The sequence below is a fragment of the Haloferax gibbonsii ATCC 33959 genome, from assembly GCF_000336775.1.
Classification (GTDB): Archaea; Halobacteriota; Halobacteria; order Halobacteriales; family Haloferacaceae; genus Haloferax; species Haloferax gibbonsii.
On record NZ_AOLJ01000011.1, the window covers coordinates 249760 to 275823 of the forward strand.

The 26064-nt window shown below is 69.0% G+C and carries 32 protein-coding genes; 19 read left to right on the forward strand and 13 right to left on the reverse strand.

Annotated features, from left to right (window positions below):
- Positions 1 to 92: 92 nt before the first annotated feature.
- From aspS to C454_RS20650, 5 genes are all read left to right on the forward strand, one after another.
- The gene (gene aspS / locus C454_RS04045) at positions 93 to 1397 is read left to right on the forward strand and encodes an aspartate--tRNA(Asn) ligase (RefSeq protein ID WP_004972908.1); all 1305 of its coding nucleotides are present in this window, start codon (positions 93 to 95) and stop codon (positions 1395 to 1397) included.
- Between the two features lie 188 nt (positions 1398 to 1585).
- Positions 1586 to 2026: an SHOCT domain-containing protein gene (locus C454_RS04050; protein WP_004972909.1), complete on the forward strand. Its 441-nt coding sequence runs from the start codon at positions 1586 to 1588 to the stop codon at positions 2024 to 2026.
- A gap of 71 nt (positions 2027 to 2097) precedes the next feature.
- Positions 2098 to 2931 carry a pantoate kinase gene (locus C454_RS04055; RefSeq protein ID WP_004972911.1) on the forward strand — a complete coding sequence of 278 codons (834 nt, stop codon included), beginning with the start codon at positions 2098 to 2100 and terminating at the stop codon, positions 2929 to 2931.
- Between the two features lie 96 nt (positions 2932 to 3027).
- Positions 3028 to 3786: a 4-phosphopantoate--beta-alanine ligase gene (locus tag C454_RS04060; RefSeq protein ID WP_004972913.1), complete on the forward strand. Its 759-nt coding sequence runs from the start codon at positions 3028 to 3030 to the stop codon at positions 3784 to 3786.
- A gap of 100 nt (positions 3787 to 3886) precedes the next feature.
- The gene (locus C454_RS20650; protein WP_004972915.1) at positions 3887 to 4027 is read left to right on the forward strand and encodes a hypothetical protein; all 141 of its coding nucleotides are present in this window, start codon (positions 3887 to 3889) and stop codon (positions 4025 to 4027) included.
- Between the two features lie 6 nt (positions 4028 to 4033).
- Here the strand turns inward: C454_RS20650 and C454_RS04065 are convergent, their stop codons facing one another.
- Both C454_RS04065 and C454_RS04070 read right to left on the reverse strand, forming a co-directional pair.
- Positions 4034 to 5107 (reverse strand): molybdopterin-dependent oxidoreductase, encoded by a 1074-nt coding sequence (locus C454_RS04065; protein WP_004972917.1) that lies wholly within the window; start codon positions 5105 to 5107, stop codon positions 4034 to 4036.
- A 142-nt stretch (positions 5108 to 5249) separates the two neighbouring features.
- Entirely contained in the window at positions 5250 to 6230 is a 981-nt protein-coding gene (locus tag C454_RS04070) for a glutathione S-transferase family protein (protein ID WP_004972919.1), read from the reverse strand.
- Positions 6231 to 6479: 249 nt separating this feature from the next.
- On the opposite strand from C454_RS04070, the gene C454_RS04075 reads away from it, so the two are divergent.
- Genes C454_RS04075 through C454_RS04085 form a run of 3 tightly spaced genes read left to right on the forward strand, consistent with a single transcriptional unit; the run spans position 6480 to position 9532 of the window.
- The gene (locus C454_RS04075; RefSeq protein ID WP_004972921.1) at positions 6480 to 7514 is read left to right on the forward strand and encodes a thiamine pyrophosphate-dependent dehydrogenase E1 component subunit alpha; all 1035 of its coding nucleotides are present in this window, start codon (positions 6480 to 6482) and stop codon (positions 7512 to 7514) included.
- The gene (locus C454_RS04080; protein ID WP_004972922.1) at positions 7511 to 8521 is read left to right on the forward strand and encodes an alpha-ketoacid dehydrogenase subunit beta; all 1011 of its coding nucleotides are present in this window, start codon (positions 7511 to 7513) and stop codon (positions 8519 to 8521) included. The genes C454_RS04075 and C454_RS04080 overlap by 4 nt, the downstream gene beginning before the upstream one ends.
- Entirely contained in the window at positions 8522 to 9532 is a 1011-nt protein-coding gene (locus C454_RS04085; protein WP_004972924.1) for an NAD(+)/NADH kinase, read from the forward strand. It begins immediately after the preceding gene.
- 54 nt (positions 9533 to 9586) lie between these two features.
- On the opposite strand, the gene C454_RS04090 is transcribed toward C454_RS04085, so the two are convergent.
- Positions 9587 to 11074, reverse strand: coding sequence for a dihydrolipoamide acetyltransferase family protein (locus tag C454_RS04090; RefSeq protein WP_049904952.1), 1488 nt, complete (start codon positions 11072 to 11074; stop codon positions 9587 to 9589).
- Positions 11075 to 11165: 91 nt separating this feature from the next.
- Between C454_RS04090 and C454_RS04095 the strand changes: the two genes are divergently transcribed.
- On the forward strand, positions 11166 to 12089 hold the full coding sequence (locus C454_RS04095; protein ID WP_004065032.1) for a sulfide-dependent adenosine diphosphate thiazole synthase: 924 nt from the start codon (positions 11166 to 11168) through the stop codon (positions 12087 to 12089).
- Positions 12090 to 12167: 78 nt separating this feature from the next.
- On the opposite strand, the gene C454_RS04100 is transcribed toward C454_RS04095, so the two are convergent.
- The 5 genes from C454_RS04100 to C454_RS04120 all read right to left on the reverse strand — a co-directional run bounded on the left by C454_RS04100 (position 12168) and on the right by C454_RS04120 (position 15770).
- Positions 12168 to 12635 (reverse strand): hypothetical protein, encoded by a 468-nt coding sequence (locus C454_RS04100; protein ID WP_004972928.1) that lies wholly within the window; start codon positions 12633 to 12635, stop codon positions 12168 to 12170.
- A gap of 66 nt (positions 12636 to 12701) precedes the next feature.
- Entirely contained in the window at positions 12702 to 13415 is a 714-nt protein-coding gene (locus tag C454_RS04105) for a class I SAM-dependent methyltransferase (RefSeq protein WP_004972930.1), read from the reverse strand.
- Between the two features lie 10 nt (positions 13416 to 13425).
- Positions 13426 to 14325 (reverse strand): thiamine-phosphate synthase family protein, encoded by a 900-nt coding sequence (locus tag C454_RS04110; RefSeq protein ID WP_004065036.1) that lies wholly within the window; start codon positions 14323 to 14325, stop codon positions 13426 to 13428.
- Positions 14322 to 14909, reverse strand: coding sequence for a dCTP deaminase (gene dcd / locus C454_RS04115; RefSeq protein WP_004972933.1), 588 nt, complete (start codon positions 14907 to 14909; stop codon positions 14322 to 14324). The genes C454_RS04110 and dcd overlap by 4 nt, the downstream gene beginning before the upstream one ends.
- Positions 14910 to 15029: 120 nt before the next feature.
- Positions 15030 to 15770 (reverse strand): Yip1 family protein, encoded by a 741-nt coding sequence (locus tag C454_RS04120; protein ID WP_004972935.1) that lies wholly within the window; start codon positions 15768 to 15770, stop codon positions 15030 to 15032.
- 95 nt (positions 15771 to 15865) lie between these two features.
- Here C454_RS04120 and pth2 point away from each other — a divergent pair, with 95 nt between their 5' ends.
- Together pth2 and truD are read left to right on the forward strand one after the other, a co-directional pair.
- Positions 15866 to 16204, forward strand: coding sequence for a peptidyl-tRNA hydrolase Pth2 (pth2, locus tag C454_RS04125; RefSeq protein ID WP_004972937.1), 339 nt, complete (start codon positions 15866 to 15868; stop codon positions 16202 to 16204).
- Entirely contained in the window at positions 16204 to 17592 is a 1389-nt protein-coding gene (truD, locus tag C454_RS04130; RefSeq protein ID WP_004972940.1) for a tRNA pseudouridine(13) synthase TruD, read from the forward strand. Before pth2 ends, truD begins: the two co-directional genes overlap by 1 nt.
- A 21-nt stretch (positions 17593 to 17613) precedes the next feature.
- On the opposite strand, the gene C454_RS04135 is transcribed toward truD, so the two are convergent.
- Complete coding sequence (locus tag C454_RS04135; RefSeq protein WP_004972942.1) at positions 17614 to 18426, reverse strand: hypothetical protein; 813 nt, start codon at positions 18424 to 18426, stop codon at positions 17614 to 17616.
- 126 nt (positions 18427 to 18552) lie between these two features.
- Between C454_RS04135 and C454_RS04140 the strand changes: the two genes are divergently transcribed.
- Entirely contained in the window at positions 18553 to 19278 is a 726-nt protein-coding gene (locus tag C454_RS04140; RefSeq protein ID WP_004972943.1) for a DUF2103 domain-containing protein, read from the forward strand.
- Between the two features lie 38 nt (positions 19279 to 19316).
- Here C454_RS04140 and C454_RS04145 read toward each other — a convergent pair whose 3' ends face one another.
- Complete coding sequence (locus tag C454_RS04145; protein ID WP_004972945.1) at positions 19317 to 20321, reverse strand: NAD-dependent epimerase/dehydratase family protein; 1005 nt, start codon at positions 20319 to 20321, stop codon at positions 19317 to 19319.
- A gap of 102 nt (positions 20322 to 20423) precedes the next feature.
- Between C454_RS04145 and C454_RS04150 the strand changes: the two genes are divergently transcribed.
- The 6 genes from C454_RS04150 to C454_RS04175 all read left to right on the forward strand — a co-directional run bounded on the left by C454_RS04150 (position 20424) and on the right by C454_RS04175 (position 22204).
- Entirely contained in the window at positions 20424 to 20693 is a 270-nt protein-coding gene (locus C454_RS04150) for an eL43 family ribosomal protein (RefSeq protein WP_004972948.1), read from the forward strand.
- A gap of 33 nt (positions 20694 to 20726) precedes the next feature.
- Positions 20727 to 20861 carry a DNA-directed RNA polymerase subunit P gene (locus C454_RS04155; RefSeq protein WP_004044283.1) on the forward strand — a complete coding sequence of 45 codons (135 nt, stop codon included), beginning with the start codon at positions 20727 to 20729 and terminating at the stop codon, positions 20859 to 20861.
- Position 20862: 1 nt separating this feature from the next.
- Positions 20863 to 21132 carry a KEOPS complex subunit Pcc1 gene (locus C454_RS04160; RefSeq protein ID WP_004972949.1) on the forward strand — a complete coding sequence of 90 codons (270 nt, stop codon included), beginning with the start codon at positions 20863 to 20865 and terminating at the stop codon, positions 21130 to 21132.
- Between the two features lie 43 nt (positions 21133 to 21175).
- Positions 21176 to 21559: a prefoldin subunit beta gene (locus C454_RS04165; RefSeq protein ID WP_004972952.1), complete on the forward strand. Its 384-nt coding sequence runs from the start codon at positions 21176 to 21178 to the stop codon at positions 21557 to 21559.
- Complete coding sequence (locus tag C454_RS04170) at positions 21560 to 21814, forward strand: DUF3194 domain-containing protein (RefSeq protein WP_004972953.1); 255 nt, start codon at positions 21560 to 21562, stop codon at positions 21812 to 21814.
- Between the two features lie 183 nt (positions 21815 to 21997).
- Positions 21998 to 22204 (forward strand): HVO_0649 family zinc finger protein, encoded by a 207-nt coding sequence (locus tag C454_RS04175; protein ID WP_049904953.1) that lies wholly within the window; start codon positions 21998 to 22000, stop codon positions 22202 to 22204.
- Positions 22205 to 22313: 109 nt separating this feature from the next.
- Here C454_RS04175 and C454_RS04180 read toward each other — a convergent pair whose 3' ends face one another.
- The 3 genes from C454_RS04180 to C454_RS04190 form a co-directional block, all read right to left on the reverse strand.
- The gene (locus tag C454_RS04180) at positions 22314 to 24227 is read right to left on the reverse strand and encodes a DUF2070 family protein (RefSeq protein WP_004972957.1); all 1914 of its coding nucleotides are present in this window, start codon (positions 24225 to 24227) and stop codon (positions 22314 to 22316) included.
- Between the two features lie 166 nt (positions 24228 to 24393).
- Positions 24394 to 24945: a GMP synthase subunit A gene (locus tag C454_RS04185; RefSeq protein ID WP_004972959.1), complete on the reverse strand. Its 552-nt coding sequence runs from the start codon at positions 24943 to 24945 to the stop codon at positions 24394 to 24396.
- A gap of 115 nt (positions 24946 to 25060) precedes the next feature.
- The gene (locus C454_RS04190) at positions 25061 to 25585 is read right to left on the reverse strand and encodes a DUF7097 family protein (protein WP_004972961.1); all 525 of its coding nucleotides are present in this window, start codon (positions 25583 to 25585) and stop codon (positions 25061 to 25063) included.
- Positions 25586 to 25687: 102 nt separating this feature from the next.
- Between C454_RS04190 and C454_RS04195 the strand changes: the two genes are divergently transcribed.
- Positions 25688 to 26035 (forward strand): DUF192 domain-containing protein, encoded by a 348-nt coding sequence (locus C454_RS04195; RefSeq protein WP_004972963.1) that lies wholly within the window; start codon positions 25688 to 25690, stop codon positions 26033 to 26035.
- The last annotated feature ends 29 nt before the right edge of the window (positions 26036 to 26064 follow it).

Sequence of the window (26064 nt, forward strand, 5' to 3'; positions counted from 1 at the left end):
ATCGTCCCGCTTCTCGGTGGATTCGACACTCGAACGCGTCCGAGCGAGGCGAAGACACGATGTTTAAGACGAACGGTCGGGAACCACGTCGTATGCGAAACCGAACGTACACGGCCGACGCCGAACCCGGTGACACGGTCACCGTCGCCGGCTGGGTCCACGAAGTTCGTGACCTCGGCGGCATCGCGTTTCTGATTCTCCGGGACACCTCCGGCAAGATTCAGGTCAAGTTCGAGAAAGACGAGATGGACGACGACCTCGTCGAGACGGGTCTCGGCGTCCACCGCGAGAGCGTCATCTCCGTGACCGGCGAGGTCGCAGAGGAGCCCCGCGCGCCGACGGGCGTCGAAGTCACGCCCGAGAGCCTCGACGTCATCGCCGAGGCCGAAGCGCAGCTCCCGCTCGACCCCTCCGGCAAGGTCGACGCCGAGCTCTCGACGCGCCTCGACAACCGCACGCTCGACCTCCGCAAGGACGAGGTCAAGGCCATCTTCGAGATTCGCGCCGAGGTCCAGCGCGCCGTCCGCGAGCAGTTCCGCGACCTCCGCGCCACCGAGATCAACACGCCGAAAATCGTCGCCACGGGGACCGAGGGCGGCACCGAGCTCTTCCCCATCACGTACTTCGGCAAGGAGGCGTTCATGAACCAGTCGCCGCAGCTGTTCAAGCAGCTGATGGTCGGTTCCGGACTCGAACGCGTCTTCGAGGTCGGGCCCATCTTCCGCGCCGAAGAGCACAACACGCCCCGCCACCTCAACGAGGCGACCTCCATCGACTTCGAGTCGGCGTTCATCGACCACACCGAGGCGATGGACGTGTGCGAGGCCGTCGTCAAGGCCGCCTACGAGGCCGTCGAGGAGCACTGCCAGGACGAACTCGAAGCGCTCGGTCTGGAAGACGAGTTCGAAGCGCCGTCCGGCGAGTTCCCGCGGCTCAGCTACGAGGAGGCCATCCAGCGCATCAACGCCACGGGCAAGCTCGACGAGCAGCTCGTCTGGGGCGACGACCTCCCCACCGAGGGCGAGAAGGCACTCGGCGAGGACGTCGGCGAGCACTACTTCATCACCGACTGGCCCAGCGAGATCAAGCCGTTCTACATCAAGGACCACGACGACGACGAGACGCTCTCGACGGGCTTCGACATGATGCACCCGAACATGGAGCTCGTCTCGGGCGGCCAGCGTGAACACCGCTTCGACCACCTCGTCGCCGGCTTCGAGCAGCAGGGCCTCGACCCCGACGCGTTCGAGTACTACACGAAGATGTTCAAGTACGGCATGCCCCCGCACGCCGGCTTCGGACTCGGCGGCGAGCGACTCATCATGACGATGCTCGGACTGGAGAACATCCGGGAAGCGGTTCTGTTCCCGCGCGACCGGCAGCGCCTGTCGCCCTAGGCGACGGCGCAACACGAGCGCGGGAGCAACGCCACGCGTTGCGAGTGAGCTCCCGCGCGACTGCCACCATCTGAGCCCGTACGGGCGAAGACGCACCCACCGGCGCGCCCCATTTTTTGCGAAACAGTCGTTACCTCCCGGACACGTTAGAACACCATGCACGAACGTCGTCGTCGCGAGGGATACCGATGACCGACCCGAAGCGAATCGTCGACGACGCCATCGACGGCGCGGGCGACGACGAGGACTCGGCGCTCGAAGAGCTGGTCGCCGGCGTCGTCATGGGGCTCATCTTTCTGGTCGGATTCGGCCTGCTCGCGCTCGGAGTGTCGTGGTTCTGGATCGTCTTTCCGGTCGGTTTCGCGGGCGTGCTCCCCGCCGCGATAGCTCTCGTCCGCATCTACGAGTCCCGCCGCGGCGGCGACGCGGGCGAGTCGTTGACGACCGAGACCGAAGACGCGCTCGAAACGCTCCGCCGGCGCTACGCGACCGGCGAGCTCTCCGAGGAGGAGTTCGAGGCGAAAGTCGAGCGGCTGTTGGAGACGGAGACGGTCGCGGACGCTCGCAAAACGGCGGAATCGCGACGAACGACCCGGGAGGACGAAGCGACCGAATACGAGCGTTCCTGAGTCAGACTCGATACGAACACGGACGCGACGAAACGCAACACCGTTAACCGACCCCCGTCGTAGAACGACCGATGAGCGACGACGCGACGGCGTTCGTGCCCGGCCACGTCACGGGCTTTTTCAGCGCCCACCCCGCCGCCGACCCGGCGGTCGCCGGTTCCCGCGGCGCGGGGCTGACACTCTCCCACGGCGTCACCGTGACGGTCGAACCGGCGCAGGAGACGACCGTCACCCTCGACGGCGAGGCGGTCGAGATGCCGCCCGTGGCGGACGTACTTGCGGCGCTCGGCGCGACGGCCGCGGTCGACGCCGAAAGCGACCTGCCCCTCGGCGCGGGCTTCGGCGTCTCGGGCGCGATGGCGCTCGGGACCGCGCTGGCGGCGAACGCCGTCTTCTCCCGCGGACGCTCGGAAAACGAACTCGTCACCCTCGCCCACGTGGCCGAGGTCCGCGCGGGGACCGGCCTCGGCGACGTGGTCGCGCAGGCCCGCGGCGGGATGCCGATTCGGGTCGAACCCGGCGCGCCGGCCCACGGCCGGATGGACGGCGTCCCCGCGCGCCCCGAGATCGAGTACGTCGCGTTCGGCGGGCTCTCGACGGCCGACGTGCTGTCGGGAGACACGACAGCACTCACCGCCGCCGGCGAGGCGGCCCTCGAAGAGCTCCGCGCCGAGCCGACGCTCGACCGCTTCGTCGCCGAGTCGCGACGGTTCGCCCGCGACGCCGGCCTGTTGACCGACCGGGTCGAAGCCGCAATCGACGACGTGCGCGCGGCCGGCGGCGACGGGGCGATGGCGATGCTCGGCGAGACGGTGTTCGCGGTCGGGACGGGGCTGTCGGACGCTGGCTACGACCCAGAGCGCTGTCGCGTCCACCCCGCCGGCGCGACGCTGCGGAGCGAGTAGGCGGCCGCGAGGGCGACCTCGCGGTCGGGGGCGGTGCGGAATCCCGCCCGCGCCGATGAGAAAACGTGTTACTGTCGCGGCGACGACCCACCACCAATGAGCGACATCGAGATTCCCGAGAGCCACCCGAGATACCAGTCGCTTCTCACCCGCCACCGCATCGAGGAAGGCGTCGAGAAGGGTATCACGAGCCGACAGGGACTCATCGCGCAGGGGCGCGGCGAGGCGTTCGATTACCTCCTCGGCGAGCGGACGATTCCGAGCGCGGACGAGGCCGCGCGGGCGGCCGCGGCGCACCTCCTGCTCGCCGACCACCCGGTCATCTCGGTCAACGGGAACGTCGCGGCGCTCTGCCCCGGCGAAATCGTCGAACTCGCGGCGGCCGTCGACGCCGACATCGAAGTCAATCTGTTCAACCGCACCGACGAGCGCATGCGGGCCATCGTCGACCACCTGCGCGACCACGGCGCGGACGAGGTGAAGGGACTCACCGCCGACGGGCGGATTCCGGGCATCGACCACGAGCGCGCGAAGGTCGACGCCGACGGCATCGGGAGCGCCGACGTGGTCGTCGTCCCGCTGGAGGACGGCGACCGGGCCGAGGCGCTCGGCGCGATGGACAAAGTCGAAATCGTCGTCGACCTCAACCCGATGTCGCGGTCGGCGCAGGTCGCCACGGTCCCCATCGTGGACAACATCGTTCGCGCCGTGCCGAACATCACCGCTCACGCCCGCGACCTGCGAGACGCGGGCGCGACGCGCGAGGAACTGGAGACCATCGTCGTCGAGTTCGACGCCGACGCCGCCCTCGACGCGGCAGAGCGAGCGATTCGTGCGGGCACAGACGACGAGTAAGCGACCGAACCGGATAGTTCGGCCCCCGCTACCCGCTCGGTTTGACGCGCGGCACCCTCTCCACAGAAATTATTTTTCGTTGATACTCATACCGACGACTATGCTCTCCACCGATTCGGACGCGCCCGACGAAGGCGGGGCGACGGACGCTTCGACCGATGACACGGCCGACGAAGACGGCGAGAGCGACACGTCGCTTCTGGACCGCCTCGTCGACGTGCTGTGGATTCTCCCGTGGTGAGCGTCGCTATCCGAACCCGCTCACCAGCACCGCGAGCCACTGGGCCGGGTCGCGTCGTCGGCGCACCTCGACCGCATCGACCCACTTGACCCACTGGAAGCCGCGTCGGTTCGGCGCGACCAGTCGGAGCGGCGCGCCGTGGCCGTGCGAGAGCGGTTCGCCGCCGACGCGGGTCGCAAGCAACATCTCCCGGGCCTCCGCGATTGGGAAGGACCACCGGAAGCCCGTCACCGACCGGACCGTCACCCACCGCGCTGACGAGTGAACACCGGCGCTATCGAGCGCGTCACCGAGTCTCACGCCGGTCCAGTTCTGCTCGGTGTACCACCCGCTCGTGCAGTCCAAGAGGACCGACCGCGTCTCGTCGGGCGCGAGGTCCGCCCGGTCGAGTTCGAGCGGACGGTCGACCAGTCCCGCGACCGAAAGGGACCACGAGTCGTGGTCGACGGGGTCGGGGTCGTCGGCGACCCAACTCGTCACCGGAAAGGCGTCGTTGCCCTCGCCGGGCGGGAGCGGCCGCGACCCGGTGAATCGTCGACCGACGCCGCGGAGCGACCCCACCGTCTCGGTCGCGCGGTAGCTCGCCGCGCCGAAGACGAGTATCGCGCCGTACTGGAGCGCCCGGCGTCGCTCCGCGAAGTCGACCGCGCGGGGTGCGCGGAAGCGCGCCCGGAGGTGGACGAGAAGGACTGGAATGACGAGCAGGCCGAAGCCGATGTGGACGTTGAGAAGCGTCCAGAAGGCGATTCGGACCTCGACGCCGAGCACCCACGCGATGCCGGTGCCGAGTGCCGCGAGCGCGACGACCGCGAGGAGAATCGAGACGGCTGTGTGGCGGTCCCGGAGCCGCGAGTCGACCACGCGGTGGCGGACCCGATAGAGTTTGAAGCCGACGAGCGCGACCAGCGAGAGGCCGGCGACGCCGTGGACGACGAACAGGAGGCCGTTGGCCGGATGGCCGGCCCCGAGGCTCAGCACGCCCGAGAGCGTCTCGAAGACGACGAGCGCGAAGATGGACCAGTCGACCGCCCGCGACGGCGGCTCGAACCGCCGGAGCGCGCGGGTCGCGCGGCTTGCCATGAGAAGTGATAGCGTTTCGAACGGGAATAGGGTGTCGAGAGAGACGGCGAGAACGGAGCCGGGCGCGAAACGAAGATGGGGACGGAGACGGAGACGGGGACGGGGACGGGGACGAAGACGAGCGCGAAAACCGAGCGGCGGTTCAGTCGTCGGCCGTCAGCGCCGCGGGGAGGTCCGCCGGAAGGCGGTCGCGGTCGTGTTCCGCCTCGAAGTCGAGGTCGGGGCCGACGCCGTAGATGCGCTTGGGGTTGATGTCGCCGTGGCTGACGAAGTAGTGCCGGACGATGTGGTCCATGTTGACCGTCTTTGCGACCCCCGGAAGCTGGTAGAGTTCCTTCGTGTAGTTCCAGAGGTTGTCGTACTCGTGGATGGCCTTCTTGTTACACTTGAAGTGCGTGTGGTAGACGTGGTCGAAGCGAATCAGCGTCGCGAACATCGCGATGTCCGCCTCGGTGAGCACGTCGCCGGCGAGGAACCGCTGGTCGTCGAGGACCTCGTCCCAGTGGTCCAGCGCGTCGAACAGTTCCTCGACGGCCTCCTCGTAGGCTTCTTGGGTCGTCGCGAATCCGGCGCGGTAGACGCCGTTGTTGACCGGCTCGTAAATCTCGTCGATGAGGCGGTCGACCTCCTCCTCGTAACCGTCGGGGTTGAGGTCCACGTCGTTGTCGGCGATGGGGTCGAACGCCTCGTCGAGCATCCGCATTATCTCGCGTGACTCGTTGTTGACGATAGTCTCGCGCTCTTTGTCCCACAGCACGGGCACGGTGACGCGCCCGGTGAACTCGTCGTCGGCGCGGAGGTAGATGTCGCGGAGGAACTCCTCGCCGTACAGCGGGTCCGGGAGGTCCTCGGAGAACTCCCAGCCGTCGTCGATGCGGACGGGTTCGACGAGCGACAGCGAAATCGCGTCTTCGAGGCCCTTCAGCGCGCGCGTCATCGCGGTGCGGTGTGCCCACGGGCACGCCCGACAGATGTAGAGGTGGTATCGCCCGGCCTCGACCGGGAACCGCTCGTCCTCGCCGACCCAGTTGCGGAAGTCGGTCGTCTGGCGCTCGAACTCGCCGTCTTCGTTGTTGGCGACGAACTTGTCGGTTCGCCACTCGCCTTCGTAGAGCATGTTCATGCTACCACGACCTGGAGTGCTCGCATGTCCGTCCGTTGGGACCTGAACACCAAAAGTTGGGAGGCGACATCGGTGTAACCGGCCGGCTATCCGGGGCGGCGACGCATGTCGTCACCTCGTGTAAGAGAGTCGTCAGAATCGGCACAGCCCCGTGTGATTCGATTACACAGTCACACCCGCGCGACTAACTCGGTGACTGTCAGTTTGAGAAAAAGCCATCATAGATTATGACAATTGTGGGGATGTCGCATGGTGGTACTAGACATCGAGACGGAGGATGGACAGCGCGAGGCGCTTCGCCGGATGCTCACGATTCGAGCGTTCGACACGAAAGCGGCCGACCTATTCAGCGACGGCGAACTCCCCGGGTTCGTCCACCTCTACGTCGGTGAGGAAGCGGTCGGGGTCGGCGCGTGTTCGGCCCTCGAATCGGACGACTACATCACGAGCACCCACAGGGGACACGGCCACTGCATCGCGAAGGGCCTCGACCCGGACCTGATGATGGCCGAACTGTTCGGCAAGGCCAACGGCTACTGTAACGGCAAAGGCGGGTCGATGCACATCGCGGACGTCGACGCGGGGATGCTCGGGGCGAACGGCATCGTCGGCGCGGGGCCGCCGCTGGCGACGGGTGCCGCGCTCACCTCGCATCTGAAGGGCGAAGACACCGTCGCGCTGGCGTTCTTCGGCGACGGCGCGGTCGCACAGGGACAGGTCCACGAGGCCATCAACCTCGCGGCGACGTGGAACCTCCCGGCGGTGTTCCTCGTCGAAAACAACCAGTACGGCGAGGCGACACCCGTCGAGAAACAGCACAACGTCCAGAACCTCAGCGAGACCGCGGAGGCGTACAACATCCCCGGTTTCACCGTCGACGGGATGGACATCACCGCGGTCTACGAGGCCGTCAAGGAGGCGCGCAAGCGGGCCGCCGACGGCGAGGGACCGACGTTCATCGAGGCCGAGACGTATCGGTACCACGGCCACTTCGAGGGCGACCAACAGCCGTACCGGACCGAGGAGGACGTCGCGATTTGGAAGGACCGCGACGCCATCGAGTCGTTCAAGCGACGACTCGTGGACGCGGGGACGATAACCGAAGACGAGTTCGACGAGATGAAAGCCGAAATCGACCAGCAGATCGAAGACGCCGTCGGGAAGGCGAAAGACGCGGCGTACCCGGACCCGAGCGAGGCGTACGAAGACATGTTCAACGCGGCCGTTCCGGAGATTAGCGACTTCTCCAGCGGGATGCGGGCCGACGGAGGTGAGGACCGATGAGCACCGAGACCAGCAGCGGGACCGGCCCGGACCAGACGAAGGAGATGACCATCCGGGAGGCGATTCGACTCGCCCTCCGCGAGGAACTCGAACGCGACGACGACGTGTTCGTCATGGGCGAGGACGTCGGGAAGTTCGGCGGCGTCTACGAGGTCACAGGCGACCTCGTCGAGCAGTTCGGCGAGGAGCGCGTCCGCGACACGCCCATCAGCGAAGCCGGCTTCATGGGCGCGGCGGTCGGCGCTGCGGCGACCGGAACGCGGCCGGTCGTCGAAATCATGTTCTCGGACTTCATCGGCGTCTGCTCCGAGCAGATAATCAACCAGATGGCGAAGAACCGCTACATGTTCGGCGGTAAGACGGAGATGCCCGTCACCGTCAGAACGACCGAGGGCGGCGGGAGCGGCGCGGCCAGCCAGCACTCCGGGACGATTCACACGTGGTTTGCCCACTTCCCCGGCGTGATGGCCGTCGCGCCCGCGACGCCGGCGTCCGCCAAGGGGCTGTTGAAGTCGGCCATCCGGTCCGACGACCCGGTCATCGTCTTCGAGAACAAGCAGATATACGAACAGAAGGGCGAGGTGCCGCTCGACGACGACTTCACCATCCCAATCGGCACCGCGAGCGTCGAGCGCGAGGGCGAGGACGTGACCGTCGTCGCCACCCAGCGCATGGTCGGCGAGTCGCTCGAACTCGCCGAGGAACTCGCGGGACAGACGAGCGTCGAGGTCATCGACCTCCGGTCGCTCTACCCGATGGACACCGAGACGCTGGTCGAGAGCGTCAAAAAGACCGGTCGCCTCGTCATCGCCGACGAAAGCCCGCTGTCGTACGGGACCCACGCTGAGGTGGCGACGCGCGTCATGGAGAACGCGTTCTACAGCCTCGACGCGCCCATCCAGCGGGTCGGCGTCGCCGACGTTCACATCCCCTTCAGCCCCGCGCTCGAAGAGGAGGTGCTTCCCCACGGCTCCGACGTGGAAGCCGCAATCAACCGCATCGTGTAAGTGACGACCACTATCGGTCTCGTCGTCAACCCCGCCGCCGGCCGCGACATCCGTCGGCTCACCGGCGGCGCGAGCGTCAGTAACAACTACGCGAAACGCCGCACCGCGGGCTGTGTCCTCGCGGGGCTGACGCTCGCCGACGACGTGGACGTGCTCGTCATGCCCGACAGCACGGGGCTCGCCGACCGCATCGTCGACGACGCGCCCGATGAACTCGGCGTCGAGTTCGTGGACATGACGGTCACGGCGTCGGGACGGGACAGCAGAACGGCCGCGGCCCACTTCGCGGACCACGCCGACGCCGTCGTCGTCCTCGGCGGCGACGGCACGACGCGGGACGTGGCCCAGACCATCGGCGACGTGCCGGTCGTGAGCATCTCGACGGGGACGAACAACGTCGTCCCGACGCCCGTCGACGGCACCGTCGCGGGCGCGGCCGCCGCGCTCGTCGGAAGCGGAGCCGTCCCCGCCGCGGAGGCGACGACGCGCCACGGGACCATCGAGGTCAACGTCGTCCGGGCCGAACAGACGACGGTCATCCGCGGGCTCGCAACCGTCGGCGTTCTCGACCGCCCCTTCGTCGGCACGCGGGCGATTCTCGACCCGAGCGACATCGTCGGCGGCGTCGTCTCGCGGTCGTCGCCCGCCGAAATCGGGCTCTCGGGAATCGCCGGCGGTCTCGTCACGCACCGGCCGGACGACCCCGGCGGCGTCGGCTTCCGACTGGCTCGCGACGGCGAGAGCGGAGCGACCGCCCCAACGACGGTCAGGGCGATTACCGTCCCCGGACGACTCTCGACGGTCGACGTGGCTGAACACCGCGTCCTCGACGACGGCGAGGACTACGCGTTCGAGGTCGACCGCGGGGTCGTCAGCGTCGACGGCGAGCGGGAACACGAGGTGCGAAACGGGACCGTCCGCCTCCGCCCGGTGAGCGACGGCCCGCGACTGGTCGACGTCGAGTCGGTCCTCGAACGAGCGGCCAGCGACGGGCGCTTCAGGCTCGGGTGAGCCGGCGGCCCCGACCCGGCCCGGCCTGACCGACCAGTTCGGCCGCCGATTTTTTCACCGCCCGCCGGCGGCGATGACGAGCGACCACGGGTTCTCGACGTGTTCGACGAGCGTGCCGAGCATGCGGGCCGCGTCCGCCCCGTCGACGATGCGGTGGTCGAACGACAGCGAAAAGGAGATAACTCGCCGGACGGCCACGTCGCCGTCGTCGGTCGGCACGGCCTCCCGGCGAATCGTGTTGACGCCGAGGATGGCGACCTGCGGCGGGTTGATGACCGGGTCGAACGACTCGACGCCGAGGACGCCGAGGTTCGAGACGGTGAACGTGCCCCCCGAGAGGTCGTCCATCGTGAAGTCACCCGACAGCGCCCGCTGGGTGACCTCGGCGCGGGTCTCGGCGAGTTCGGCGAGCGACAGCGAGGCCACGTCGCGGACGACCGGCGCGATGAGTCCCTCGTCGATATCGACCGCGATGCAGACGTTGTGCTCCCCGTGGAGCCTGTGGACGCCGTCCTCGAAGGTCGCGTTGAACTCGGGGTGTTCGTCGAGGGACGCCGAGAGCGCGAGGAGCAGTACGTCCGTTATCGACACGTCCACGCCGAGGGCGTCGTCGGCGGCGTTCGCCGCGGCGAGCAGTTCCTCCGCGTCGGCGCGGCGGTCGATTGTGACGTGGACCGCCTCACGGTAGCTCTCGCCGAGGCGGTCGGCGATGGTGCGGCGCATCCCCGACAGCGGCCGCTCCGTCTCGACCGGTTCGCTCGCGGCGGTCGCATCGGCCCCGGCGGTCGCCGGCGAGTCGGTTGCCGCCGCGCTCGCGCCGCCCGCCGCCCGCACGTCGGACTCGGTGATGCGGCCGTTCTGTCCCGTGCCCTCGACCGCCGCGATGTCGACGCCGAGTTCGCGGGCGAGGCGGCGGGCGCTCGGCGGGGCAAACACGCGCTTGTCCGCCGTGTCGGCGGTCGCTCCGGAGTCGTCGGTCTCGGCGGGCGTCGCGGACTCCGCCGCGGCTTCCACGTCGCTCTCGGTGATTGCCCCCTGCGGCCCGGTTCCCTCGACGGCCGTGAGGTCGAGCCCGAGGTCGTCCGCGAGTCGCTTCGCGCGCGGCGACGCGCGGACCTCGCCGTTCCCTGACGCCCCGCTCGACCCGCTCGACCGTCGTTTCGCCACCGACGAGGCGTCGCCAGTCGCCGCCGTCTCGGTCGTCTCGGCCGTGCCAGCGTCCGCCGCCGCGTCGTCAGTCGCGGCGGATTCCTCGCCACCCTCGCCGACGCCCGCGTCCGCCTCCAACTGGGTGATGTCCTCGTCCGCACCGGCGACGATTGCCAGCGCGCCGCCGGGCGCTGTCGACTCGCCCTCGGCGAGGACGACGCGCCGCAGGACGCCGTCTTCCTTGGCGTCGATTTCCGCCGTCGTCTTCTCCGACTCGATTTCGGCGATTGGCTCGCCCTCGGTGACCTCGTCGCCCTCCGAGACGAGCCACGCCGAGAGCTCGCCCGACTTCATCTCCAGTCCCAGTTTGGGCATCTTGACTACGTACGCCATGGCAGTAACATACACAATAGAACGTGATATACCTAGGTCGGCGGGTCCGCCGACCAACAGGCTTTACTACTAGGTGATATCACTAGGTGATATGTCGTTCGACGGATTCACCGACGCGACAGAAGCACAGGTCACACGCGCGATTTCGGACTCGTGGATGGAGGAGTTCCGCGAGCGCACCGACACCGAAGTCATCGTCGTCGGCGGCGGTCCCTCCGGCCTCGTCGCGGCCAAGGAACTCGCCGAGCGCGGCGTCGACGTGACCATCGTGGAGAAGAACAACTACCTCGGCGGCGGCTTCTGGCTGGGCGGCTTCCTCATGAACAAGGTGACCGTCCGCGACCCGGCCCAGCGCGTCCTCGACGAACTCGGCGTCCCCTACGAGGAGAGCGACGAGGCCGAGGGGCTGTACGTCGCCGACGGCCCGCACGCCTGTTCCGCGCTCATCAAGGCCGCCTGCGACGCCGGCGCGAAAATCCAGAACATGACCGAGTTCACCGACGTCGTCCTCCGCGAGGACGACCGCGTCGGCGGCATCGTCATGAACTGGACGCCGGTCCACGCGCTCCCGCGCGAACTCACCTGCGTCGACCCCATCGCGGTCGAGTCCGACCTCGTCCTCGACGCGACGGGCCACGACGCGGTCGTCCTCTCGAAGCTCTCCGAGCGCGGCGTCCTCGACGTGAACGGCATCGAACACGCCAAGGAACACAACACGGGCATGGACAAGACCGCCGACGGCGAGTACGGCGCGCCCGGCCACGACTCGCCCGGCCACGACTCGATGTGGGTCTCCGAGAGCGAAGACAGCATCGTCGACGCGACGGGCGTCGTCCACCCCGGCGTCGTCGCCTCCGGCATGGCCGTCGCCACCGCCCACCACCTGCCGCGCATGGGCCCGACGTTCGGTGCCATGCTGCTGTCCGGCCGACAGGCGGCGCAGTCCTGCCTCGACGAACTCGGCCGCGACGCGCCCGAAGTGAGCATCTCCGGGCCCGCTCCGGCCGACGACTGACCGTCTCCCGACGGTCCGATTGTCGGTTCCCCCGACGCCTCTGACACTTGTTTCGGGTCGCTCCCGACCCGTTTTCCGTTACTGCTGGACTCCCTCGCGTTCCTGTTCGTGAACCCAGCCGAGCGTTCGCCGGATTCGCGCCCACCCACGGTTCCACACGAGCAGGAAGCCGGGGACGGCACCGACAGCGAACAACGCGAGATAGTACTGTAACTCGACGACCGGCGGGTACGCCACCGACGCGACTACGTCAACGAGTCGCAGCGCGAACCAGAGCTGTGCCGCGACGAAGTGACTGATGACGAAGGTTCCGACCAGTCGCTCCTGAACGCCCGCCGGTTCGGGCCGCCCGCCGATTCGACTCCGGTAGAGCAGATACCCGACGACGAGCGGTTGGAAGACGACACAGCCGAGCGCCCACAGGAGACTCGCGTTACTCCCCCGCTCGGCGGCGTCGAGAGACACCCAGTAGCCGACGAGCCCCAAGAACAAGAGGTGAAACGCGTTGAAGGGCGCGCCGAGAAGCTCCGCGAGGAACGAGGCCATGCCACCGGTTGACACCGGGGCGACATATCGCTTCTGTCGGCCGGTCGGACCACACGCCGGCGATTGCTACTTCACGACGCCCGCACGGACCCGCGCGAAGCCGAGCGCGTGGGTCGTCTCGTGGGCCACCCGACACCGCGATTCGAGCGTCCGGTGGGCCGCGACGAGCCGCCGGTTCAGCATCTTCGTCGGCGACGCGCGCATCGTGCGCGACCCGGGCGGCGCGGTGGCGCGGACGAGCGCCCGAAACGCCGGATTGAGCGGTCGCCAGCGCGGGTCGGTCGTCTCCGCGAGGTCGACGAGACAGAGTCGCCCGCCGGAGCCGACGAGGTCCGCCCACGACGAGACCACGGCCGCGGGGTCGTCGAACATCCCCGAGACGAAGGTGGCGAGGACGGCGTCCGGGGACTCGGCGAGTCCGCGTGCGACCGGCGGCCGAGTCGCGTCGGCGCGAACGAGGTGGACGTTCGGGGAGTCGCGGGTCCGCTCGCGGGCCACGTCGAGGACGCCGGGGGAGAAATCGACGCCGACGACAGTTCCCTCGGGACCGACGCGCTCGGCGAGGTACGGGAGGTTCGCGCCCGTCCCGCAGCCCATCTCGACGACCGTCTCGCCCGGGGCGAGCGCGAGCGCGTCGGCGGCTTCGGTTCTGACGCTCCCGACGCCGGGCGCGCGGCGGGCGAGCGCGTCGTACAGCGTCGCCCAGCGGGTGTAGAACGACTGGGCGACCGACGACGGGGAGCGAGAACGGGAACGGGAGTTGGGCTGTTCGGCTGTCATGGGACGGGCCTCAGAGCAGGACGCGGACCACGTCGGCGACGGCGGGCGCGTCGGGGCCGAGGATGTACGTGATGGGTTCGATGCCGTAGCCGCCGCTCTGGTAGACGACGAACGTCTCCGGCAGGTCGCGGGCGGTGAGGAGTTCGCGGACCGGGTCGGTCGGCGCGTCCGGGTCGAACTCGATGCACTCGTAGCCCGCGGCTTCGAGGTCCTCGATGACGCCCGCGTCGTAGACGATGTTGAGCGCGGCGTTCACGTCGGCACCGGCGGCGCGGGCCGAAAGCAGGACGCCCGCGACGTGGCCGCTAACGCCGAACTCGGGTTCGCCGGGAACGGTCGCCTGTCCCTTCACGTCGAAGATGCGGCCGGGGATGGCGGCCACGTCGTCGACGCTGTCGGCGTCCGGGAGCGACTCCACGAGGTTGGAGCCGACGTTCGGGATGAGCCCCGCGAAGCCGGAGGTGTTCGTGAGCATGCGGAGGCCGCGGCGGACCGACGAGCGGACCTGCTCGACGGTTCGGAGGCGACCCTCGGGGTCGTGGATGCTCCGGAAGCCGTCGTGGGAGGCGAGTTCGGGCATCTCCTCTTCGTGGAGGTCCGACAGCAGGTCACCCTCTTCGAGTTGGCGGATGAGGACCTCGGCCTCGACGAGCGCCTGCACGGGCGTCATGTCGCCGGTGGCGAGGCCGTCGCCGACGCGGGAGACGAGGTCGACGACGCGGGGGTCGGTGGCGACCCGCTCGTTCGTGGCGACCTCGCCGTGAGCGTACTTCGAGACGGCGCTCTGGCTGATACCGAGCGCCTCGGCGACCTCCGACTGGGTGAACCCGCGGTCGCGGAGGTCCTCCGCGAGGAGCGCGCGGAACGTCGGGAGGAACGCGTCCACGACGATTTCTTCGATGAACTTCATTCGTCGCCACCGAACTCGGGGTCCGAGCTGAGCCGCGACGCCTGCGGCCCGCGCTGGCCCTGATACTTCGAGCCGCGTTCGACCCCGTAGGGGCGGTCGGCGGGCGACTTCATCTCCGTGAACACGAGCTGAGAGATGCGCATGCCGGGGGTGAGCGCGACCGGCGCGGTGCCGAGGTTCGACAGTTCGAGCGTGATTTGGCCCTCGTAGCCGGGGTCGACGATGCCGGCGGTCGCGTGGATGACGACCGCGAGGCGACCGAGGGAAGAGCGCCCCTCGACGGTCGCCAGCAGGTCGTCCGGAATCGCCACGCGCTCTTTGGTCGTGCCGAGGACGAAGTCGCCGGGGTGGAGGATGAAGTCGTCGCCCTCCGGGACGTGCGTCTCGCGGACGTACTCGGAGACTTCGTGCTCTCGGTTCGGGTGGATACAGGAGATGTTCGTGCGCTGGAACTCCAGGAATTCGGTGCCGAGGCGGAGGTCGACGCTCGCTGGCTGGACCTGCATGTCCACGTCGTCTATCGGGTCGACCACGAGGTCACCCTCGGCGAGGCGTGCGAGGATGTCCGAGTCGGAGAGTATCATACTCGAAGGGAGCGCGACGCGGACAAGTAAATCCACCTTCTCGGCGGGAGGTGCCACCTAGTCTCGGCGGGGCGACACCGCCCCGTCTCGGTTTGGAGACGACACCCCGCTCGGCGCGGCTCAGATGAGTTCGAACAGGAGGCCGACGAGACTCAGGCCGACGGTGACGACCGCGGCCGATTCGACGTCGAGGTCGCGGGCGCGGGCCATCCCGTAGGTCCGGACGTACGTCGCCCACGCGACCGTGATAACCACGACGACCCCGCTGACGAGGCCGAAGCCCGACAGCGCGGACTGCATCGCGGTGACCGCGGCCTCGGGGGTCGACGGGAGGTCGATTCGCGGGAGGACGTAGGCGAGGTAGCCGGCGAGCGCGAGGGCGCGGGCCGCGCTCGGGACCATCCCCCACGCGGCGACCGTCAGGGACTCGGCGAAGCCGCCCTCGCCGCCGACGAGCGAGGTGCCGAGGTGGAGCATCGCCCCCTCGAAGAGCCAGAACAGCGGCACGCCGACGAGCATCGCCCACGGGACCCACGAGATTTCGTCCCAGACGAGGTCGCCGAGGCGCTCGTCGAGCTGTTCGGGGACCGAGGGGTCGCAGCCCGCCGGCGCGTCCATGTCGGCGAACGGGCCGCCCTCTTCGTAGTTTTCGCACATCCATTCCGGCGCGTGCGCGGGGTTGTCGACGCTGACCTGCTGGTCGAGCTGTTGGGTGAACGTGACGAGGATGCCGCCGGTGGCGGCTGCAACGACGAGCGTCACGAGCGCGACGACGGCGAGCGCCCGCCCGGTGTCGAGCGGTCGCGGCCGCGACGCGAAGTACTCGCGCGGCTTGAGGAGGGGCGTTCGGGGACCTGCCATCGGTCGAACCACGGAGATGTCGGTGAAATGTCTTCTGCCCGCACGCGACGCCCGCGATGGGAGGACATTTACCGCGTCGGCGGGGAGTAGCGGGCATGAAACAGGCCATCGTCGCACGCGCCGACCTCGGCATGGGCCGGGGAAAGCTCGCCGCGCAGGTCGCCCACGCCTCGCTGTCCGCCTACGAGGACACCGACTCGCAGACCCGGAAGCGCTGGAAGGGCGAGGGACAGAAGAAAGTCGTCCTCAAGGCCAACGGCGAGTCCGAACTGTTCAAACTCGCCGACAAGGCCGAGCGAGCGGGTATCCCCCACGCCATCATCCGCGACGCGGGGCACACGCAACTCGACCCCGGCACGGTGACGGCGCTCGCCGTCGGCCCCGCCGACGACGAATCGGTCGACCGCGTGACCGGCGACCTCTCGCTGTACTGATGCGCGAGGCACACCCGCTGGAGCGCGCAGTCGGCATCGACAGCTACGTGAGCGACGCCGACGGCGTCGGCGGCCGCCTTCGGGTCGCCCCCGAGGACTTCCGCGTGCGCGAACTCGAACTCGACTCGCTGAACGTCCGCCCGCCGGACGCGCCGACCGGCGACTTCCCGAACCTCGTCCTCCGCGTCACCCTCCGCGGCTGGGACACCAACGACTTCGCGGGGCGGCTCTCGGACGAACTCGACGCGAGCAGAGAGCGCGTCTCGTGGGCCGGCACGAAGGACAAACACGCCGTGACGACCCAACTGTTCACGGTCAACGGCGGCGACGCCGACGACGTGCCCGAGATTCCGAACGCCGACATCGAGGTCGTCGGCCGCCTCGGCCGCACGCTGAACTTCGGCGACCTCGCGGGCAACGGGTTCCGCATCCGCGTCCGCGACCCCGAGAACCCCGAAAACGCCGCGGCCGTCACCGACGCCCTCGCCGAGTTCGGCGGCCGCGACGAGCGCGTCGGCGTCCCGAACTTCTTCGGCCACCAGCGGTTCGGCAGCATCCGCCCCATCACCCACACAGTCGGCCTGCACGTCGTCCGCGGCGAGTGGCGCGAGGCCGTGTTGGCGTACTGCGGCGGACCGACCGAGGACGAACCCGAGGAGACGCAGGAAGGCCGCGCCGTCGTCGACGAGGAAGCCGCGTCGGCCGACCCCGACTGGCACCGCGCGCTCGACCGGATTCCGGGCTACCTCGGCTACGAGCGCGGCATGCTCCACCGACTCGCCGAGGACGGCGCGGAGACCGACGAGGACTGGCGCAACGCGCTCGAATCGGTCCCGTCGAACCTCCAGCGACTGTTCGTCAACGCCGCGCAGTCCTACGCGTTCAACCGGATGCTCTCGGAGCGCCTCGACCGCGGCCTCCCGTTCGACGAACCCGTCGAGGGCGACGTGGTCTGCTTCGCCGACCGCGACGCGCCCGAGGGGCTGGAGCTCCCCGACGTGAGCCGACTCCAGACCGCGACGGGCCGCCGCGTCGAGGTCATGGGCCGACACATCGAACGCGGTCGCGCGTTCGTCACGGCCCCGCTCGTCGGCACCGACACCGAACTCGCCGAGGGCGAGCAGGGCGACATCGAGCGGGCCGTCCTCGACGACCTCGACCTCGAACCGGGCGACTTCGACCTCCCCGGCAACTTCCGGTCGACCGGGACGCGCCGGGCGATTCTCGTCCGCACCGACCTCGACGTTGACCGCGAGGGCGGCACCGACGGCGATGGCGACGCTGACGACGCTGGTGACGACCTCGTCTTCGACTTCGCGCTCCCCCACGGCTCGTACGCGACGGCCGTGATGCGCGAGTACCTGAAGGCCGGCCCGCTCGACCTCTGAAACGGGAATCGAGACGCGAACTTACTGTTTTGCGGCGCTTGCCGCGGGGCTGGCTCCCGCCCGTCGCTCGGCGTCCGCGGTGCGCGTGGTCGCGTAGCCGATGGCCGCGAAGGGAAGCGAAAAGAGCGTCGCGGCGACCGCGAACCCGACCGCGAGACCGACGGTCTCCAACCGGAAGCCGGCGGCCTCCGCGGCCGGCGGGAAGTACGACCACGCGGGGATTGCGAACGCGAGCGCCGAGACCGTCGCGCCGAGGCGGAACCGGCCGCGGGCGCTGGCGACGCCGAGCGCGTAGCCGACCGCCAGCGGGAGCGCCAGCGTCGCGGTTCGGGCGACCGAGGGACCGGCGACGAGCGACGCGGCGACACCGCCGAGCGCGACGGGGGCCATCGCGTACAGCGACCCGGTGACGACGCCCTCGGCGTTCGAGCGGCCGGCGAAGACGGCACCGCCGGCGGCGAGGAGCGCGACGCCCGCGCCGGCGACGACGACGGGTCTGTCGCGGGCGAAGACGACGACGAGCGGGACGGCCGCGGAGGCGACGAGCGCGAACGCGAGTTCGGCGGTCGTCCGCGTGTCCGAGGGGTCGCGGTGGGCGACGAACGCGCGGAAGCTCCCGGCGGCGACCCACGCGAGAACGGCGAAGAGCGCCGTCGAGAGGGGCGCGGCCCGGCGGAGGTACGAGGCGACAGCGAGACCCGTATCGAGCGCCGACTGGCCCAGTTGCGTGGCGAGACGGACGGTCGTCTCGGGGTCGAGTGCGAGCGCGACCAGTCCGACGAAACCGGCGAGCGCGAGCGGCGACAGCGATGCGAGAAGGGCGCGGCGGCGCATACGAAGTGGACTCTCGGACACGGGGACGAATATGTTTCGCCGGGCGAACCGCGCGTCGGGGACCGCGTCGCGTCCGGACCGACCCGCATAAACGGCCTTTTGTACGCGCACGCCCGACACGTCGATATGCACTGTCGGCGGTGTGGAAACCCGTTAGAGAAGCCGGGAGACTACTGTCTCACCTGCAACACCGCCAACTGCGACGCCGTCGTGGCCGTCTTCGAGGCCGACCGCGCGACGCTGACGTTTCTCGACGAGGAGGACGTGCTCGGCGAGACGACCGTCACGACGATTCCCGAGTCGGACGACGAGACGAAGGTCGTCCAGCTCCGCAACTTCGCCGGTCTCGTCGCCGACGAGATTCGGCGCAAGCGCCCCGAAACCGTGTACGCCGCGGGCGAGCGCGACCCGCTCCGAGAGACGCGCGCCCAACTCCACCACGAGTTCTACCGCGTCTCCGACGACGACCCGGTCCAGCGCGTCCTCGACACCCGCGGCGAGCGGACGCTGGAGGTCGTCGACATCCCGCCCGCGGAGAAGTTGGGCGGGAGCCACAGCACGCTCATCGGCGGGCGACGGGGCCGCCGGGCGATCGGCGTCGTCGCCGGCCACCCGCACGTCAAGAAGGTCATTCCCGGTCCCATCGACGCCGGGGGCACCGGGTCGCGGACGGGGCTCCGGGCGAAGGTCACCCGCGCCGACGACAACGGCAACGTCAGACTCCTCCTGCGAGACGGGTCGAGCGTCCAGGAGAACCGCATCGTCACGACGGCGATGAACCGCGAGACGGGCGAGCGCGTCCGCGACGACCTGAACGAGGCGCTGCGAGAAGACGAGTTACAAGACACGTAGCGGAGGAAAACACGCCGGGCCGGAATCGAGTGGCCGACTCAGGCCGACTCGGCGGCCCCCTCGGCGACCGTCTCGATGTGAATCGGCTCCGTCTCGGCTTCGTCGCGCTGCGTTTCGTACCACGCGACCGTCTCGGCGATGGCGTCTCGCAGCGGCGTCGGTTCGACGGCGTCGCCGAACGTCTCGCGGAACTTCGCGTCGCGGACGACGTACGGCTCCTCGAAGGCGTAGCGCATCTCGGAGAGTTCCTTCAGCGGCGCGCTCAGGTAGCCGCCGAGGGTCAGCGCGAGCCCCGGAGCGGCGATGATGCGCGGGAAGCCGGGGTCGACGTCGGCGGCCTCGTAGACGAGGTCGACGAAGCGGCGCGTCGAGACCGTCTCGGGGTTCGGGACGTGCCAGACCTCGCCGAGGGCCTCGTCGCGCTCGCCGAGGAGGACGAGCGCCCGCGCGAAGTCGGGGACGTAGGTGTAGGTGTGGGCGAGTCGCGGGTCGCCGAACACCTTCGCGCGCTTGCCCGCGACGGCGGCCCCGAACACCTGCTCGCCGACGGCCGACTCGCGGACGCGCGGGCCGAAGAAGTCGCTGGCGCGGCCGATGGTGGCCTCGATGCGGCCCGCCTCGTGGGCGTCGAGGACGATGTCGGCGCACTCGGCTCTGGCCTGTCCCTTCGGGCCGGTGGCGGCGTACGGGAGGTCCTCGGTGAGACGGACCTGCACCGGGCCGTACATGTAGAGGTTCTCGGCGACGACGAGGCGCGCGCCGGCGGCTTCGGCTCCCGCGACGATGCCGCGGGTGAGGTCGGGGAACAGTTCGGGCCACTCGTCGTACGGCGGTTGGGCGCAGTGGTAGACGACAGCCGCGTCCGCGAACGCGGCGACGGCGCGGTCGGGGTAGAGCACGTCCGCGAGGCGGCTCTCGACGCCCTCGGGGAGGTAGTCAGGTTCGTGACGCGTCACCGCGGCCACGTCCGCCCCGCGCTCCCTGAGCTGTTCCATCACCGCGAGTCCGACCGGGCCGGCACCGACCACCACGTGTTGTGTCATGGTCTCCCGTACGCGCGCCGGCGACAAAGCGGTGTCTAGGCCCGTCACATGCCGAGACGACTCGTAGGGTTTATCCATACCGGCGAGGTAGTTCGCGGTACTATGGCCGACAAGAAGGCTCGATCCGTCGGTAGTTCCGGGCGCTTCGGCGCGCGGTACGGCCGCGTCGCTCGACGCCGCGTCAAGGAAATCGAAGCAGAGATGCGCAACTCCAAAGTCGACGGCGACGACGTCACCCGCGTCGGAACCGGCATCTGGAAGAACGAAGAGACCGGCGAGGTCTTCACCGGCGGTACCTACCGCCCGCAGACCCCCGCAGGCAAGCAGGTCCGCCGTTCCATCCGCGCCGCGCTCACCGGCGAGGACGAATAACTCCCAAGTAGCCTCGACTCTTCACATCTCACAATGAGCTACAAGTGTTCCCGGTGCAAGCGCGATGTCGAACTGGACGAGTTCGGTGGCGTCCGCTGTCCGTACTGCGGGCACCGCGTCCTCCTGAAGGAGCGGTCCCCCAACGTCAAAGAAGTCGCCGTCGAGTAGCGTGCGTCCAGCGCACAGCGCTTCGCTCGAATTCGACTATTCTGAGGAGCGGCGCGCACGCGTCGTCGAGCGGAGCGTCGCCGTCGAGGAAGGCGAGATAGACGACGCCCGGTCGGGTGCCCGCGTCGACCGCGAGGGACGGACCGTCGTCGTCACCGTCGAGGCCGACGACCTCGTCGCGCTCCGCGCGGGCCTGAACTCGTGGATACGCCTCGTCGAGACCGCAGAGCGCGTCGCGGACGTCGGCGAGCCACTGTCCGGGTCCGCGTAGGAGACCGCGGGTGTTTTAGGGCCGGCGTCCCGTCGGTTCGGGTATGCAGGGAAGTCTGCCGCCGGAAGCCCAAGAGAAGCTCGAAGAACTGCAGAACCTTCAGGAGACCGCCCAGAACGTCTCCGAGCAGAAGCAGTCCTCCGAGACCGCGCTCAACGAAGCACAGACGGCGCTCACCACGCTCGAGGAAATCGACGCTGACTCCAAGATGTACCGCGAGGTCGGCGAACTCCTCATCGAGACCGACTACGAAGCGGCCAAGGACGACCTCGAAGAGAAGGTCGAGAGCCTCGAAGTGCGCGTCGAACAGCTCACGAAGCAGGAGACGCGCGTGCAGGAGAAGTTCGAGAGCCTGCAGGAAGAGCTCCAGCAGATGCTCCAGGGCGGCGCGGGCGGCGCGGGTCCGATGGGCCCCGGCGGCGCGTAAATGCCACAGCCGACGGACGAAGAAGTGGTCCAGACCGCCGCGGAGGCGGCTGAGGGCCTCATCTTCGCCCGCTTCAAGCAGTCTCGCGTCAAGGACTTCGACGTCACCGTGACGTTCGAAGACGGCGTCCTCGACGTGGACGTGTACGTCAACGCGCCCGACGACGCCGACGACGCGGAAGCCGTCGCCGAGGAGGCGGCGCTGACGGCGCAGGAGGCCGTGGACGAACTGTTCGCGGCCGCCGACGAAGAGTAAGGGACGTTCTCGCGGGCACCCCCCGCACTCGGTTTTTCCCGGTGAGCGGCGCCGCCGACTCGACCCTCACGCGGAGCGAGCGTCGTCGATTTGCAGGGTTGGTTTTGGATTCCGCAAGTATCACTCCATTCGGGCGTGGTACCACGCGACATAGTTATACATGATAGTGGTGTATGTTACCTCATGTCAATCAGAAGGACGCCGAGAGGGACGACCGCACTGGACCGGTTGCGAGAGCGATACAGCGAGGCCGACCTCACCTGTTCGAAGTGCGGCTTCACCGACAGCGACGGTGAGTGGTCCGCCAAGACGACCGGGTCGAGCGTGTTCTACCGACGGGTCTGTCCGAGTTGCGGCGCTATCGAAACGCGGACGCTCTCGCTGAAGTAGTGCGACGGGGGGCTGCTCGTCGCTCGAATCGAATCGTGAGTGGCGACGCGGCCGGCGGCGAGAGCGGAACTGAGAGCGAAGGCGAGGGCGACGAGCGGCGGCGAGTCGCCTACGCGAGGAAGAACACGAGCAGGCTGACGGCCATCGCCGCGAGGATGAGCGCGAGCGCGAGCGCCCCGCCCATCGAGACGACGACGTTGGCGTGGCTGGCGAGCGTCTCGGTGCGGTCGTTGCCGAAGATCGTCACCTCGACGCGCTCGGTCGCCATGCCGGCGACGACGGGTTCGGCGTCCGCGAGCGCCTCGTCGACGAGGCGCTCGATGGTCTCGCGGAGTTCGTCGGGGTCGATGGCCGCGCCGACCTGATTTTCCGCCTCGACGGTGTTGACGATGTGCGTGTCGGTCGTCATCACCTCGGCGATGTCGGCTTTCGCGTTCGGCCCGGTCGTGAGTCCCTCGACGATGCGGTCGCGCAGCCCCGGTTCCATGTTGTTCCCGTCGATGAGGACGTACGCGGTCGTCTGGTCGCCGACGCTCGTCGCGGCCACGCGGATGCCCAGCGGCCCGATGCCCTCCCGGGGCGTCCAGTCGGTCGGGTCGAAGGCCGTCCCCAGCGAGAGCGAGTCGTGCGACGACGCCGAGAGTTCCTCGCCCGCGAGTCCGGCGGCGGTAATCATGTCGAACGACCGCTTGCTCCCCGGGGTGACGTGGCCGAGGTCGGCCCCTTGGAGCCCGTTGTTGCAGTTGTGGGCGTCGACGAGGAGCACGTCCCGGAGGCCGCTCGTGCGGGCCTCGGCGGACGCCGAGAGGCCGACCGCGTACTCGACGTCGTCGGCGAACTGCGGGGCGTACGTCGACACGAGGAGCGCGTCGTCGCCGAAGCGCTGGCCGAGCATCTTCGCGTCGCCGGACTGCACGCGGACGCTTTCTGTCACGTCGGAGCTGTACTCGATGCTCTCGTAGGCGTCGTCGGCCGCGTCGAGGACCACGTCGACCTCGCGCTCGGTCACGAGGTTGAAGTCGTGGCCGGCGGTCGCGTGCGGCGGGAACGCGAGGCCCTCGGCGCGTCGGGCGACGCGTTCGGGGAAGTTGCCGCCGCCGATTTCGCCCATCGGCCCGGGGTGAATCATCGGCAGGACGAAGCGGGCCTTCTCGGTGCCGTCCTCGCGCTCGAACGAGAGCACGGTGACGGGGACGATTGCCTCCTGGCCGAGCTGTTCGAAGAAGTCCTCAAGCTCGCGGGTGCCCTCGGCGATGTGGCCGATGAAGCCGCGGATGAAATCGAGGACGGATACCCCGAGGCTCCGACGCCACGGGCGGTCGACGATGCGGAGGAAGACGTAGACGCCGAGAGCGTACACCACGCAGGTGATAGCGAGGAGTTGGAAGTGGCTCAGGGCGATAGCCGACAGCTCCGGCGGTGCCCGGTCGGGACGGGCGAGATACGGCATCAGATAGGCGTCGAGGATGGGACCGCCGACCTCGAAGAAGCGGAGCGTCCCGCTGTAGACGAACAGGAGCGCGGCGGACGTGAGGGTCTGGATGCTCGCCGGGACCGCCGCGATGAGCAGCGACGACCGCGAGACGGCCATCACGATGAGCAGGCGGAAGGCGAACACCGACGCGAGGGCGACCACGAGCGCGTCGAAGATGAACGTCTGGCCGAGGCCCGTGAAGACGGAGACGATGGCGGCCCCGGTGAGGAACGTGACGATGATTACCTCGCCGGCGAGTGCGAGGAGCGACGAGCGGTTGTGCGTCAGTTTCCCGCCGACGAACCGGTCGACGCCGGTGGTCCCGAACGCCGCGACGACGGTCGGAATCCCGATGAAGAAGATGCCTTCCCAAGCGTCTCTGCCGAGGAAGAAGATACCCCGCCACGAGCTGGCGAGGTCCCCGGAGTCGAACGCCCCGATGCCCGCCATCGCGGCGACGAGCAGGGCGAACCCGAGACTCGTGTACCAGCTGGGCGCGCGGAAGATGAACCGCGAGAGCCCAGCGAGGTCGCTCTGGGTGGAGGTCATTTCCCGAACAGACAGAACGGAGGCCGGTAAATGTCTCGGCTTGCTTCCGAGGAACGACCGTGGGAGACCGCGTCGTGTCGCCGGGATGCGATTTTCTCCCGCGGCGGCGGGGAGAGTCTGGTCGCGGCGACAGACCAACGCGAGTCGCCGCGGACCGCGAGACGGCCTACTGCTCGCAGATGTCGATGAAGTTCTCGAAGACTTCCTCGCCCTCGTCGGTGTGGGCGACCTCGGGGTGCCACTGGACGCCGTAGAGGTCGCGGTCGGCGTCGCTCATGGCCTCGATGGTACACACGTCGCTCGTGGCGGTGTGGGTGAAGCCCTCGGGGACCTCCTTGACCTCGTCGGCGTGGCTGGCCCAGACGCGGGTCTCGGGGGCGAGCGAGCCGATGAGCGGGTCGTCCTCGTCGAGGATTTCCACGTCCACGTCGGCGTAGCCGCCGTAGTCGCCGGAGCCGACGCGGCCGTCGAGTTCTTCGGCGAGAATCTGCATGCCGAGACAGATGCCCAAGACGGGCACGTCGAGGTCGAGGTAGTCGGGAGAGCGGCCGATGCGGTCCATGTCGGGGCCGCCGGAGAGGACGATGCCGTCCGCGTCGATGTCCGCGGGGTCGGTGTCGTTGTCGACGAGTTCGGTGTCGACGCCGAGGTCGCGGAGCGCGCGCCGTTCGAGGTGGGTGAACTGCCCGTGGTTGTCGATGACGACGATGCGGGTCATGTCCCGGATTGGACCACCGTGCCTAAAAGTCAATCGAAGAGTGGTCGAGATACGCGTATCCGTGCATCAGATTGGCACGTCGGAGGTGGTTGGGGGCGAGAGTCGCCACGGCGACTCACTCGTCGCCGGCGCGGTCCCGGGCCGTCTGAAATCCGAGTTCGTCGAGTTCCTTCGTCCGGCGGCCCTCCCGCTCGGCGAGTGCCTCGACGTCGGGCGAGGCGTCGTCGTCGATGCGGGCGAACGACTTGTGGACCTTCGTGTGGCACCACCGACACAGCGCGACCGTGATTTCGTGCGAGGGTTCGTCGCCGTCGCGGCCGCCGTACGACAGGTGGTGTTCTTCGAGTAACGGGCGGGCGGCCGAGTCGTGGGCCATGCGAACCTCTACGAGGCCGCAGCGGACGCACTCGCGGCCGTTCGTCGTCGACGCGTAGTGCGGGCAGTCGCGGAAGTCACAGCCCTCCGCGGCCGCGACGCACTCGTAATCCGCTCGGGCGCGCTCGCGGGCGAACGCCGGGTCGCGGTCGGCGTACTCGCGGGCGAGGCGACACGCGCCGTCGCTCGTGAGGTGGTCGCAGCGACCGGCGTGGTCGTAGGGGTCGTCGACTCCCACGGGCGTCCCTGTCGGCGTCCGCTCCATGGGGCGCGTTCGGGGCGGGGCGGGCCTAAACGTTGCTCTCGACGGCGGACGACCCGCCGTCTCGGCGGTGGATTCATCACGCGCGCCGTCGAAGCCGGCGTCGTGAGACTCGTCCACCGACAGAACGGAACCCAATCGACACTCGCGTCGGACGTCGAGACGGCCGACTCGTTTCTCTCGCAGGCGCGCGGGCTGATGTTCCGCGGCTCCGTGCCGGACGACTACGCCCTCGTGTTCCGGTTCGACGACGCCGACCGCCACAGCCTCCACATGGTGTTCGTCCCGTTCGACATCGACGCGCTCTGGCTCGTCGGCGACGAGGTGACGAAGAAAAAGCGACTGTCGGCGTGGACGGGTATCGGCTTCGGCATGGCCGACACCATCATCGAACTCCCCGCGGGCGCGGCCGACGGCGTGGAACCCGGCGATTTGGTCGAACTCTCCGAGTAGGCGTTCGAACCGACAGCCGCGGGAGCCAC